Raw genomic sequence first — 13,318 nt, forward strand, 5'->3', positions numbered from 1 at the left:
AAAGGCATTTTTCAGCACCAGACAAGCCCGCTGCACTAATGTAGGCCTGACCGTCGCGCGTGTCGCGTGGCCCAAGCTTCAAGGAGCCTTTTGTGCCTTCCATCGCCTGGCGAGATACTCGTGAATATTATGGGTGGATCAGCCGTCTTTTTCACTGGCTGATGGCGGCTCTTTTGCTGTGGCAATTTGCCGGCATGATCGCGGCCAATCTGGTCGGGCGCGCGCCCTGGGTCGCCTTCATGGTGGGCACCCACAAGAGCATCGGGTTTGTACTGATGCTGCTGGTGGCCCTTCGTTCGACATGGGGGCTTTACAACCTTTCCAACCGCCCACCCCATGACCGGGGCGCCGAAATGCTGGTCGCCTTTGGTCAGCTGCTCCTGTATCTACTGATGATTCTTGTTCCGCTTCTGGGGCTGACCATGAACTGGGCTTCCGGCAAGCCATTGCAGGTATTCGAGATACAGCTTATGAGTGGCGGGCGCGAGATGGAAGGGCTGGCCAGGCTGACCGCTCAATGGCATGTCTGGATGGCCTGGACGCTGGGCGTACTGATTACCGGGCATGTGTTTTTGGCCGTGGTATGGCATGGTCTTGTTCGACGCGACGATACCCTGAAAAAAATGGCGACTCGCCCTGATCCCTGAAACGCCTTTCGAAGGCGTCCGGCACACGTTTCAGCGCATGCCGGCGCAGGATGAGAGTGGCGTTGCGTATGTCAGGCGTAATGTCGTGGTTCTTCTTCGCGCTAGTAGTAGCGCTCCTTCCACCGTTGTACCTTTACTTCACTTTTCAGCACGTCCAGCACCTCGACCAATACCTGCTCAAGCGCCTTATAGTCACTGGCGCTGGCGGGCACGCTGCGATCAATGGTGCGGTTGGCAAGTTCCTCGATCAACGACCGGAAGTCCGGTGAACGAATGCCAATGACGGCTTCCCTGATCAGCCGGCTGGTGACATCAGCCATCGCTTCGTCCATGGCCTCGACCACCTGTGCCCCCATCGGCAGACGCTGCAGACTGCGAATGGTGGGATTTTCCGTTACGGCGCGATGAATCAGGCCGCTGACCCAGGTGTTGATGTCCTCGCGATGATGGGCATAGCTTTCTCCCAGCACGCGCTGAACGCGATGCGACACGTCATCAATGAGCTGCTGCTTGCGGGGCAGCAGAACCTCATCGGTTACGCGGCGGGAAAGATTGCCCCTGGAGAGAAAGCCTTCCTGCACATCGGTCAGCATCCGAACGATGATGCGATCCGAGAGCTCCTCAAGCGTGATCTCGTAATACTTGTAGAAAAACCGATAGATGCCCCAGGTACGAATATCGATCAGTCGCGTACGCTGCAGCCGGATCAGGAGGCCAATGACACGCAGGACACGCAGCAGGCGAAGGCCACCGACCGGGATGCAGCCGAGCACGTCGTACCAGTGCACGAACGGATAGAAAAACCAGCGGTGATAGCGCTTGTCCCAGATGGCAAAGGCCCAGCCTACCAGCACATCAAGAACGAAGATGGCGACAAACCAGAGGTCGATGGTTTCGAAATTGGCGTTCAGCCATGCCCCGCCCTGCTCAAGAGACGGCGAGATGGCTGACAGCATGGTGCGAAAGGGACCGGTCAGATAAAGCGTGTCAAAAAGGATCAGCAGCAGGCTGGCCGACACCAGCACCATGATGATCAGGTCCCAGACGAGATAGCACTTCTCACGCCAGCGCGGCACTTCCCGTCGAGGCGAGTGCTTGTCCTTTTCAGGGGCATCGCTGCGCGGCTGGTCGGCCCAGCTGTTGGCCGGCGGATAGCGATCGCGCCGGGCGCGATCGTCTGATGGGGAATCCTCTTGATGCATGCATGCCTCCTTGCGTGTGAGGCTATCTCAGATGGTTGAGCGCTCCGCGTCAAGTCGCGGGCGCTCAAACATCCTGTCCGCATCGGGATTTCAGAATCAAAAGGGCTTACGGCGCGCGCGGCAGTTCCCGCTTGTGCGCCGTTCGATCATAGGTGCTGATGATGCGCTGCGCCGCCTCGGGGTCGATCTCCTTGCCCTCAAGAAAGTCATCAATCTGATCGTAGCTGACGCCCAGGGCATCTTCATCGGTGCGCCCGGGGGAAAGGGATTCCAGATCGGCGGTCGGTATCTTGTTGACCAGCGATTCAGGCCCATCAAGCACGCTGAGCAGCGCGCGTACCCGCCGCTTGTCGAGCCCGGCCAGCGGCGTGAGATCACAGGCGCCGTCACCATGTTTGGTGAAAAAGCCCATGACCGCTTCGGCGCCATGGTCGGTACCGACCACCAGACCGTTGTGACGACCGGCCACGGCATATTGCGCAATCATGCGGGCGCGCGCCTTGATATTACCGTGAACGAAATCGCGCTGATGTTGGTCATTGAATTCAAGGCCGCCTTGCTCGAGGCCTTCGAGCATGCCATCCGCCGAGGGCTTGATGTTCACATCCAGCTGCTCATCTGCCCGGATGTAGTTGATGGCCATCTGGGCATCATCCTCATCGTGCTGCTCACCGTAGGGCAGGCGCATGGCGTAAAAGGTGGCATCGCCACCGCGCTCGCGGACCCGCTCCACGGCAAGCTGACACAGTCGGCCGGCGGTGGTGGAGTCCACGCCGCCGCTGATTCCGAGTACCAGCGCCTTCGTGCCGGTCTCTTCCAGATATTTCGCCATGAAGTCGATGCGTCGTTCCACTTCCTGTTGAGCATCAAAGTGCTGTTCGATCTCGAGCGCGTTAATAATCTGCTGCTGGGTGGTCATGAGCGATCATCATCCTGCGTGCAGTGAATGTAAGAACTACCGACAGCGTAGCCGGAAATCAAACCCGATAATATTCCGTCAGGCGTCAGCATCGTTGTGCAAGCACTGTTCATGATAATGGGTGATGCGTGAAAGCGCATGGCGCGCTGCCGCCAGACGCACGTCATTGCGGCCGCCGTCAAAACGCCGGGTTTCACAGAAGACGTGATCACCCTTGTCGGTGCGAAAGGCCCAGGCAAAGCAGACGGTGCCGATGGGTGTGCCATCGTCGGAGGGCGCCGGGCCTGCGATGCCGGTATTGGCCACGGCAATGGTGGCCTGCGTATTGTTGAGGGCCCCCTTCGCCATCTCGCAGGAGAGCACCTCGCTGGTCAGCGAGTGCTTTTCAAAGATCTCTTCATCAATATCGAGATAGCGCTGCTTGGCCTCGGGAGAGTAGACCACCAGCCCGCTGTCGATGAACTGCCCCGAGCCGGGAACTCCTGCCAGTTCCGAGACGATCAGCCCGGCCGTACAGGACTCCGCTGTGGTCAGAATCTGTTGTTGCTGATCCAGATAATCGATCAGCGCCTCGATCATGCTGTCCTTTTCATCGGCCATGTGTTTCCTCCTGAATCACGGTAAGGGAATTCAGTATCGAGGATAGGCCTTCATGTCTGATGAATATTTAACCGAGGACATAAAGCGTGCATTTCAGGTGTAACGTCAGGAAAACAAGTGTACTGACTGGGTATCCCGGCACGCCGATAGCGTGGTTTGAATACATTTATAGATATAAATCAACCATTTTTCCCCTACGGTAACCCTTTGCAGTGCCAGGCTTGAGGGGTGATCGAGGGCAGTCGCCCTTCAAATGTTAACGTGCAGGAGGCACTTTCATGACGATCGAGCAGGGACGTGAGGTATATGACGCCCAGGGCCAGTTACTGGGCAGGGTCGATGCCGAAGAGGGCGACCATCTCAAGCTGGTCGATGAGCACGGCAAGCACTTCTGGGTGCCCGTTGCGCTTGTCAATGACAGTGATGGGCTGCGCGTGGATCGGAAGGCGGAAATCCTGAATACCGACCCCGCCATCGACAGTGACATCGGTCATGTGGATGAAGCGGTGGAGGAGAGCTTTCCCGCCAGTGACCCGCCGAGCTTTACCCCCGAGCGTTAAGGACAGGGCCCCGCCGTATGGCGGGGCCTTTTAATGTCATACCAGTGAAACCGAGCATGGTATTGAGCGGTCAATCACTGCGAAAGGCAGCGCAGGATCACACCCTGAATATCCTGTCGTAGCATCAACGTTATGACAGCGACATTTCGGTGCCCACCAGATGCACCCGCCCGCGGCCGGCATGCTTGGCACTGTAAAGAGCCTGGTCGGCCAGTTCGATCAATGTACTCATGTCACGGCCCTGACGCGGGGCATCGATCAGCCCTGCCGAGAACGTAAGATGACCGATCCGCTCATCACCGACCTGCATGGACCACTGACCGAACTGCTCAAGCACTTCGTCAAGGCGCATCATGGCGATGCTGGCGGAGGCGCCCGGCAGGACCACAATGAACTCCTCGCCGCCGTAGCGACATGAGATGTCGGTGGCCCGCAGCCGCTGGGTCAGAATTTCGCCCAGCGCGACCAGCACCTGGTCACCGGCATCATGGCCCCAGGTATCGTTGAGCCGCTTGAAATGGTCCAGATCCAGCAGGGCGAGCGACACCGGGGACTCGGCGCTGGCGTTGCCAAGCAGGTCGGGCAGCGTCTCATTGAGATAGCGCCGGTTGTACAGCCCGGTTAGCGCATCACGATAGGCGTGGTCGGTCAGCTGACTGCGCATGCGTAGATTGATGATGGTCAGCGTCAGAATTCGGGCCGTCTCATCGGTCATGCGCTCGAGGCGGTGACGGTCCTCGTCGTCCAGCGGCTCCGCCTGCAGGGTCATGCGCCCGAGGGCACCGGTCGATGTTGTCAGACGCTGGCGGTATTCAAAGATCGGTTGCTCGGTCAGCGTGCTGCCCCAGGTGAGACAGTGTGCCTGGTCCAGCTCTTCAATGCGCAGGGCCAGTTCGCCGCGAGTATCAGGAAAACACTTCGGAAGGTATTCCTCCAGCAGTGGGATGACCCCGGTAATGTCGTTGAGTTCGAAAAGTCGCGTGCTCAGTTGATTGAGATGCTGGCGATACAGGCCATCGCGGGACAGACGCTGATTCAGCAGCGCCATGCCCTGTTCGGCCTCCTTGCGCGCCGTGATGTCATGCACCATCTCGTAAATCAGCGTTTCCCCGCCAATCACGACGGAGGCCACAAACACTTCCACATCGCGTATGGCGCCATTGGCCATGCGACGGCGGGTCTCGAAATGCCCCTCCTGTTGCGCCAGTGTCTGCCGGGCACGCTGTTGACGGGTTTCCAGAGGCGCCAGTGAAACGTCTTTTATGGACATCATCTTGAGAGTTTCCAGCGAATACCCGTAATAGTCGCTGGCGGCCGTATTGGCATCGACGATGGCGCCATTTTCAGGATTAATGAGCAGTTTGATGGCATTGCCGCTTTCAAAGGTACTGCGATAGAGCCCGGCATTTTCAATCAGTAGCTCGGTCGTTTGCTTGCGGGCGCTGATGTCCTCAATCAGCAGAAGATAGAGATTTTCCTCCGGCAGCGGCGCAATGACCCATTCGGTCCACAGGGGCTGTGCGGCTCGACCATGGCCATAAAGGCTCATGCGAAGTTCGCGGTGCCAGGTCGATTCGCGACGTTGTGTGGTGACCTGTTGTTGCCATTTTTGCCAGTGCTCAAGAGCGTCCGTGCGCGCCTCGTCACTCACCCATTGCCAGATATTTTCCTGGCCGGCGACAATCTCGTGCGGCGCCAGCAGCTGCTCCAGCATGGGGTTATGTTGATGGACAACGCCCTGGGCATCGATCACCAGCATGCCGTTAGGCGTGGTATCAAACAGGGTCTGCAGGCGCTGGCGGGTATTGGCCAGGCGCTGCTCCTGCTCGCGACGTGCCTGAATATCAGTGAATGTCCCTACAACCCGGGTAGGGCGCTGGTGTTCATCAGAGGCCATGATCTGACCATTGGCCAGCACCCAGCGCCACTGGTTGCGCGCATCAAGAATGCGATATTCACAGTGCCAGTGTGCGCTATTGCCCGCCACGTGCTCGTCAAAGCTTGTGATGACATGTTCGCGATCTTCCGGATGAAACAGGCGCTCGCGCCAGAGCTCGCCACTGCGTGGTAGCGCGCCATTGCGATAGCCCAGCATCTGATGAAACTGGGCAGAAGCAAAAATTTCATCGGTTTCGAGATTCATGTCCCATACGCCCGTGCCGGAGCCGGTCAGGGCCAGATTCCAGCGCTGCTCCTGCTCGGCCAGACGAGCCCGAGTCTCGTTCAGGGCCTGCCAGGGATAGCGCAAGTGACTTAAAAAGAGAGCGCGAAAGATCAGAACATAGGAAACGGCCTTGTAGACATGTCCCAGAATGTTGAATTCGTCATTGGCCGATCCGTAGAGCGTAAAGCAGATCTCGGCCAGTGCCGTGACCCACGCCGCCAGTGTGAGCATTTCCCGGTCACGTCGCTGACGCAGACGCGAGGAGCGCAGCAGGATGATGCCGGCGAGTACGCTCATGCCGGCCAGTCCCCATTCAAGCGTGATCTTGAGAAGCGTTAGCCCCTGCCCCGGGATATAAAGTGCCGGCAGACGCTGTGGATAGCCAAAAACGGCCATCAGGACCACGAGGCCCGCTGCAAGAAAGGGTATCAATACCAGACGCGGAAATCGGGCAGGCTGATCCGACAGATGGGAAAGCGACAGCAGCAGCAGGGCGCTGATGGCGCACAGGCGTGCCACCAGCCAAAAATAGATCGACTTGTTTAGTGTGTTGGGGGAGAAAACTCGGCCATGCCGGGCATGGAAAGCAGATGCAGGGCGTCCATCGCCGCGGAAAGCGCCAGCAGACTGCCGACACACAGATACTGGGAGGACAGCGTTCGATAGCTGTTGAAAATGGCCAGCGCAGATAAAACGGCTACGACCACACAGGTCAGCTCAACAAGGGAGTGAAATCCCAGATAGCTCTGCAACAGGCCAGACACCTGCTGACCCGGCAGCAGGGCAAGCACCACCATGAGTCCCAGCAGGACCCAGAAGAGGCTACCCAGTGGGCCGGTCAGCAGGTGTTTGAGAGCTGTCTTGAGCGTTGCCATTCTACCGTCCGGCGTTGAGAAGCGCAGGTCTGCATATTAGGGCAATGCGGGCAGAACGTTAACGTTTGAAAATCGCGCTTTCCTGGGGTCTATTCATCATAAGGGAAGCTTTTATCGGCCCACTGTCGCTGTCGTCTTGCCAGATAAAGAATGCCAAGTCCCAGTGAGCGCACCAGCGTAAAGGCGGTAAAGGCCAGCCAGAGTCCGTGATTACCCAGCGGCTGGGTCAGCCACCACACCGGAAGATAAACCAGCAGGGCCACAATGATCGTGTCCCGCATGGCACGGGTATCCGTGGTGCCGATAAACACCCCATCCAGCAGATAGCTCCATACCGCAATCAGGGGCATGACGACCAGCCACGGTAGATAGTCGCCGGCCAGCTGGCGAATGGCGTCTATATCGGTCAGGCGCGCAATCAACCACGGGCCTGCCAGCGCAAAGGTCAGCGCTGCCAGTACCGCCGTCAGCAGTGAGAACACTGCACAGGCGCGCACCGAACGCGCAAACTCGTGCCAGTCGCGTCTGCCGGCTGCCTTGCCGGTCAGCGCTTCGGCGGCGTTGGCAAAACCATCCAGGCCGTAGGAGATCATCATGACCAGCTGCATCAAAATGGCATTGGCGGCCAGCGTCTGATCGCCCAGCTGTGCGCCCTGGGAGGTAAAAAAGGCCATGGCAAAGAGCAGGCACAGGGTACGTACAAACAGGTGACGATTGACGCGAAAGAGCTCGCCATAGGCGGATATACGCTTGAGCGGAGCCATATCAAACCGGCCCCCAAGCGTTGTCAGTTCGCGTCGTATCAGCCAGAGTCCGAAGATCAGTGCCGTATAATCGCCAATCAGCGAAGCGGTGGCCACGCCCTTGACGTTCATGTCGAACCCGACGACCAGCACGATATCCAGCACGATGTTGACGCTGTTGGTGATCAGCATCAAAAACAGGGTCACGCGGGCGTTCTGACGTCCCAGAAACCAGCCGATGATGGCGTAATTCATCAATACCGCAGGCGCCGAGAGAATGCGGACATGGGCGTAATCAGCAGACAGCTGTGCCGTGGCCTCGCTGTCAGGCTGCAAAAGCCACAGACCGAAATTGATCAACGGCGCGGACAGCGCCATCAGGGCAAGCCCGATGACCGCGGCAATCAGCAGGGACTGCCCGAGCAGATTGCGAACGGTCTGATCCTCGCCACGCCCGACGGCCTGAGAGGTCAGGCCGGTCGTGCCCATGCGCAGAAAGCCAAACCCCCAGAACAGAAAACTGAACAGCGTACTGCCAAGGGTCACAGCGGCCAGATAGCGCGCGTGGGGCAGGTGCCCGATCACGGCCGTATCCACCAGTCCCAGCAGCGGTACGCTGGCGTTGGAGATGATAATGGGCCAGGAGAGTCGCCAGACGTCGCGAAGACGCTGTGGAAAATCTGGAGAGTGCGAAAGGGACATAAGGTTACCGGCTGGTTTGTGCTCGAAGAGCTTGCCACACACGGGTCATGGCGTCAGTAAACCGGCAGAATCAGGGAAAATGACGTTGATCCTTTAAAGCATGGAGATATTTGCCTAAGGTAACCCCTGTTTCAGAACAGGGTTTTAAAACCCGGCGACGGTATGACTGGCAGGGAAAGCATGTGCCCCGGCCAGGGGCATACGAGCCTTTCATCATAATAATCTCGACCCGGCAGGACGGCGCAGGATGGCGGCCGAGCCGCCCAGGGATCGACATTCGGGAAATCACATGAATTTTCGACGATATATGCCGCTTCATCGCGATGCGGCCACGCTCGCCATGGTACTGGCGGGTACGGTCATGGGGACTTCCACTGCCCATGCCCAGGCGGTGACCGATCTGGATTACATTGACCCTGGTATTCAACAGCCCACGGCAAGACATGAGCTTTTCAACGATCGTGATAATGGCATTCGTCTCAGCGGCGGGCTGAGCTTTTACGGCTACGGCGCTACGACCCGTAACCTCAATTTCGGGTCTTCCAGAGGGATTGATGGCGCAACGCCGACCGGCAAGCACCCCGCCTGGTGGGAGCTGTCGGCCACTCCGACACTGCGCGGCGAGATCGATACCGGTCAAAGTGTAATCTTCGCCGGCGTTGTGGGGGTCGGCAGCATGACGCGCGGCAACGCCTACGGTGATGCTTCCGGGGCCACACCCGACCACCCGGAGCATACACGCCTCGATCAGGCCTATATCGGCTGGCGAAGCGGGTCGCTGCTAAACGATTCGCTGGGCGAGGACGCCCTGACCTTCTCGTTCGGTCGACAGCAGTTCATGTTCGGTGAAGGGTTTCTGGTCGGTGACGGTTATACCGATACCGGCAAATACGGCGGCTACTGGAATGGCCCGAGTCAGGGCTTCAAAAACGCGGCCATTGCCTCGATCGACAGCCACGGCTGGCACGGCGATTTGTTCCATCTGGAGCAGGATCAGTACGTGCAGGGCGGGCCTGATGAGGAGACTTCGGCCAACGGTATCAACGCTGAATATACCTTTACCGATCGCGCCAAGGTCGGAGGCGCCTGGCTTCGCACCTACGACAGCGATATTGCCGGGCGTGACGGCATGGATGTCTGGAACATGCGACTCAAGGGCAGGCCGCTGGCAGAGGTACCGGGCCTTGCACTGGGCGGACAGTACGTTAGCCAGAAAAATCGGGATGCCGATATCGATGACGATGGCTGGTACGTCCAGGCCACCTATACCTTTCAGGATGCACCCTGGTCGCCTGAAATTGCCTATCGTCATGCCCGGTTCAGCGAAAACTACGACACCCTGTTCTACGAGTTTGCCGGTGGATGGGGCAACTGGTTCATGGGAGAAATCACCGGCGAATACATGCTGTTTAACGCCAACATGAAAATCGACATGTTGCGGGCGTCGGTCTCGCCGCGTGATGATCTGGAAACCGGCATCATCGGCTATCGCTTCCGTCTGGATGATCCGCAGTCCGTTGGCGCCAGTGACGCCGACTTTGCAAAGGAGATCAACCTCTATGCCGACTGGAACATCAGTAAGCAGGTGACCCTGTCCGGCGTCTATGCGGTGGCCTTCCCCGACGAGGGTGCACGCTCTCGCTTCGGCGGGAACGACAATACGTCACAGCTTTTTGAGCTGTTTGCCACCTATACCTTTTGATCGAAAGGCACTGCCTCGACGTTCCAGTCGACAAAAGGGGGCGAAAAAAGGGGCGGCCCATGGGCCGCCCTTTTCCTGGCTTGTTGCCGGCCTGTGTGGCTCAGCTTTCGACCGCCGTGATGCGCTCGTATTTTGCCATCAGCTGTTCACGAGACTCCTCGCGCTCGGGGTCAAGCGGGATACAGTCGACCGGACAGACCTGCTGACATTGCGGTTCATCAAAGTGGCCGACGCACTCGGTACAAAGCCCCGGGTCGATCACGTAGATCTCTTCGCCCGGCGAGATGGCGTTATTGGGGCATTCCGGCTCGCAAACGTCGCAGTTGATGCACTCATCGGTGATCATCAGGGACATGGTAACCTCCTGGTTCGCGCGCGCCGTCATGGACGCTGCGCGGCTGTCATCCGCCGGCTCGGGGCCGTTTGCCGGTTCAGGCGCTGCGAAAGTGTTCTGCAAGCGCCCGGGCGATGCGGGGATGCACCATCGATGAAACGTCGCCGCCAAGGCGGGCAATTTCACGCACGATGGTGGATGAAATATAGGAATTCTCGACTTCAGGCGTCAAAAAAAGACTTTCAACGTGGGGCGCCAGCGCCCGATTCATGTTGGCCAGCTGCAGCTCGTACTCGAAGTCCGAGACGGCACGCAGCCCGCGCAGGATGATGCGTGCCCCGACCCGATCCACCAGCTGGGTCAGGAGACAGCTGAACCCCACGACTTCAACATTGCCAAGATGGCCCAGGATGTCTCTGCCAAGCGCCACCCGTTCATCGAGTGACAGGGTCGGCTGCTTGCGCGGGCTTTGCGCGACGGCCACGATCACTCGATCAAACATCGACGCCGCGCGTTCGATCAAATCGGTGTGGCCGTTGGTAATCGGATCAAAGGTCCCGGGGTACACCACAATGTTCATGTACGGACTCCATTCATCTCCGACCTGCCTGCAACGTCACGCCAGAGGTATCCCTTGATGATACGCTCCCGTACAGTCTGGCCGCTCTTGCATGCCGGGGCCGGGAGACTACTGTAAAGCGTCATGGTCGACAACTGCACCTGCCGGACCGGCACAAGGATCGGTCCGATTCAATGGTCCAGCGTGCCGAAAGGATTGTCGACCTCAAGCGATACCGGCTTGTGGTAGCCGGGAATGTAGATATCCCGGGCGCCGACTTCGAGTTCGGGACCTTCGAGTACGCCCTCACCAAAGCGATAGATCGGTGAGAATTCACCCTTTTGCGACTGCGCCTCGAATTGAGCCTGACGTTCCTGCACTTTCTCGCGGCGTCGGCGCCACTGCGTCATGGCCGCTTCACCGTGGCGCTGAGTCAAAAGCCTTTCGGTGACCTCCGGCGACAGCAGCGGGGCGGTGGCATTGTTGCCGCCAAACCCCTTGGCATTGATGAAGCTGACATCGGCGCGAAACTCACGATGCTCGCGGAAAAGATCCAGCCGCTCACCATGGACGTCATCGGCCACGGCATCGAGGGTGAAGATGCCCGGCAGCAGGCCGGTCTGGAAGCTGCCCAGCGCACTCATCAGCTGATCGCCGGCCGCGCTGCCCTGAGAATGCCCCAGATAGGCCTTGATGGCGGCGACCGGCCAGTGCTCGATGCCGTTGGCACGGGCCACGCTGTCGAGCACATGGGATTCGGTAATGCGATTTTTGGGGGTGCTGGTGCCATGGGAATGAATATAGCTGCGCTCGCGCACGGCCTTCTCGCCCAGAATATTGCTCGCCAGCGCCACGCTCTTGCCAAGCGTGATGTAGTTGCCGATGCCGGGCGCCGAAATGGAGCGCTTGTAGCCGTCGGCATTGATGAAGACTTCTGGTACAGCGCCCAGAATATCGGCGCCCAGCTCGAGTGCCAGACTGTCATCCATGAGCATGACAAACTGGGCAGACTCGGCAATGGTGAAACCACAGTTGCGTGCAAACGGACGACAGACGCGCTGATAATCCTCGTCGGTCAGAAGCTCGAGCGCATCAAGCGCCTTGACACTGGCGTCATCGGCCAGAGCGCTCATGACGCGAAAACCTTCGACAATCTCCGGTGTAATGGGGGCATCTGCCGTGCCCACCATGACCAGCCGGCGCCGACCCATGCGAATGTCATCCACCCCCAGACGCAGATTGTATAAAAAGGTCGCGCAGGCGCCCTGCATGGCGCCCGTGGCACCGACGCTGCCCAGCACATAGGCATTGAGGAAATCGGCCGGCATCTGTCCGTAGCCCAGCGGCATCTGCTTGGAGGTGGCACGCTGACCGGTGACGAAGCTGTTGATCAAACCGCCCCAGCCCTGCGCGTCAAGCTGGCCGATCGAATTACCGGCATACACGGCGATCTGATCGGGATCCAGCCTTTGACTCAGGCTGTCCCACTCGAAACCGCTCTGACCCAGACAGTCGGAGGCCGCGAAGATGGTCATCGACAGGGCGCGCGGATGGTGCACGCTACGATAGAAGCTTGCCGGGTCAAAGCCGGTCGGCAGTTGACCGGCGCTCTTGACCAGCGCATCGCGGCGCTCCGGCAGCAGCACTTCAAACTCACCGGCAGGCACGGTCACGCTGACATGGCGTTCGTCGATCTCTTCGATCTGCCAGTGCGCCGGTGGATTTTCAGGCAGCTGTCGACGGCTGAGGCTGACCGTTAATGGTGCATCAAGGGTCATGCTGGCCTGACGATTGGCCGGAATGCCGGCGTCGGCAAAGCGGTCATCCTCGATACGGCGAATCAGGGTATGACGACGCACATATGATTCATGACGTGCGGCCAGAGCAGCATCATCCAGGGGAGTACCGTGATCCTGCGGTCCGTTTGACAGGCGTTGTCCCATCAGACCGGCGAGTCCCGAGAGCGTGTACTGTCGGGTCTTTTCGGGCAGTGCATCGATCACGGTCCGGTAAAAGGACTGATGACCGGACGTTCTGCCAGCGGGATTAATACCGCCCATGCCGACGATCACCGGTAACTGTGACAAGCCGAAACCCTCGTGTTGATGCCTATAAGGAAGCGATGACGCCATGGCGATCGCGTCGCTGAAAGGATGGCGATATCTCTCTACCACACGGCGTGGTGAGTCCGCCAAAACAGGGCAATCATGATAGCATCGCCCCGGACAGGACGTCATGTCGACTGGTCAACGAGTTGTCATGTCGGGATGGCAGGTTATTGGAGGTGCTGGCCGAAAAACAATGACCTGAT

At 58.9% G+C, this 13,318-nt stretch carries 12 protein-coding genes; 3 read left to right on the plus strand and 9 right to left on the minus strand.

What is annotated here, in order from left to right; all coding sequences use genetic code 11:
- Positions 1-92 precede the first annotated feature (92 nt).
- Positions 93-647, plus strand: coding sequence for a cytochrome b/b6 domain-containing protein (locus Q0931_RS11420; RefSeq protein ID WP_299260382.1), 555 nt, complete (start codon positions 93-95; stop codon positions 645-647).
- A gap of 101 nt (positions 648-748) precedes the next feature.
- Here the strand turns inward: Q0931_RS11420 and Q0931_RS11425 are convergent, their stop codons facing one another.
- From Q0931_RS11425 to Q0931_RS11435, 3 genes are all read right to left on the minus strand, one after another.
- A complete protein-coding gene (locus Q0931_RS11425) occupies positions 749-1,849 on the minus strand; it encodes an ion transporter (protein ID WP_299260384.1) in 1,101 nt (366 codons plus the stop codon).
- 106 nt (positions 1,850-1,955) lie between these two features.
- Complete coding sequence (gene nadE, locus Q0931_RS11430; RefSeq protein ID WP_299260386.1) at positions 1,956-2,768, minus strand: ammonia-dependent NAD(+) synthetase; 813 nt, start codon at positions 2,766-2,768, stop codon at positions 1,956-1,958.
- Between the two features lie 78 nt (positions 2,769-2,846).
- Positions 2,847-3,368, minus strand: a complete 522-nt coding sequence (locus tag Q0931_RS11435; protein WP_299260388.1) for a CinA family protein — start codon at positions 3,366-3,368, stop codon at positions 2,847-2,849.
- 278 nt (positions 3,369-3,646) lie between these two features.
- Here Q0931_RS11435 and Q0931_RS11440 point away from each other — a divergent pair, with 278 nt between their 5' ends.
- Complete coding sequence (locus Q0931_RS11440; RefSeq protein ID WP_299260390.1) at positions 3,647-3,928, plus strand: DUF2171 domain-containing protein; 282 nt, start codon at positions 3,647-3,649, stop codon at positions 3,926-3,928.
- Between the two features lie 130 nt (positions 3,929-4,058).
- Here Q0931_RS11440 and Q0931_RS11445 read toward each other — a convergent pair whose 3' ends face one another.
- The 3 genes from Q0931_RS11445 to Q0931_RS11455 all read right to left on the minus strand — a co-directional run bounded on the left by Q0931_RS11445 (position 4,059) and on the right by Q0931_RS11455 (position 8,412).
- On the minus strand, positions 4,059-6,611 hold the full coding sequence (locus tag Q0931_RS11445) for a diguanylate cyclase (RefSeq protein WP_299260392.1): 2,553 nt from the start codon (positions 6,609-6,611) through the stop codon (positions 4,059-4,061).
- Positions 6,612-6,634: 23 nt separating this feature from the next.
- On the minus strand, positions 6,635-6,967 hold the full coding sequence (locus Q0931_RS11450; RefSeq protein WP_299260394.1) for an MASE3 domain-containing protein: 333 nt from the start codon (positions 6,965-6,967) through the stop codon (positions 6,635-6,637).
- An 89-nt stretch (positions 6,968-7,056) separates the two neighbouring features.
- Positions 7,057-8,412: an MATE family efflux transporter gene (locus Q0931_RS11455; RefSeq protein ID WP_299260396.1), complete on the minus strand. Its 1,356-nt coding sequence runs from the start codon at positions 8,410-8,412 to the stop codon at positions 7,057-7,059.
- 289 nt (positions 8,413-8,701) lie between these two features.
- Between Q0931_RS11455 and Q0931_RS11460 the strand changes: the two genes are divergently transcribed.
- Positions 8,702-10,114, plus strand: a complete 1,413-nt coding sequence (locus tag Q0931_RS11460) for a hypothetical protein (protein ID WP_299260398.1) — start codon at positions 8,702-8,704, stop codon at positions 10,112-10,114.
- A 100-nt stretch (positions 10,115-10,214) separates the two neighbouring features.
- On the opposite strand, the gene Q0931_RS11465 is transcribed toward Q0931_RS11460, so the two are convergent.
- The 3 genes from Q0931_RS11465 to Q0931_RS11475 form a co-directional block, all read right to left on the minus strand.
- Entirely contained in the window at positions 10,215-10,469 is a 255-nt protein-coding gene (locus Q0931_RS11465; protein WP_299260400.1) for a YfhL family 4Fe-4S dicluster ferredoxin, read from the minus strand.
- Positions 10,470-10,545: 76 nt separating this feature from the next.
- Entirely contained in the window at positions 10,546-11,028 is a 483-nt protein-coding gene (gene coaD / locus Q0931_RS11470) for a pantetheine-phosphate adenylyltransferase (RefSeq protein ID WP_299260402.1), read from the minus strand.
- 170 nt (positions 11,029-11,198) lie between these two features.
- Complete coding sequence (locus Q0931_RS11475; protein WP_299260511.1) at positions 11,199-13,067, minus strand: beta-ketoacyl synthase; 1,869 nt, start codon at positions 13,065-13,067, stop codon at positions 11,199-11,201.
- Positions 13,068-13,318 lie beyond the last annotated feature (251 nt).

Origin of the sequence: uncultured Kushneria sp., from assembly GCF_947497025.1 — a bacterium.
Taxonomy (GTDB): domain Bacteria; phylum Pseudomonadota; class Gammaproteobacteria; order Pseudomonadales; family Halomonadaceae; genus Kushneria.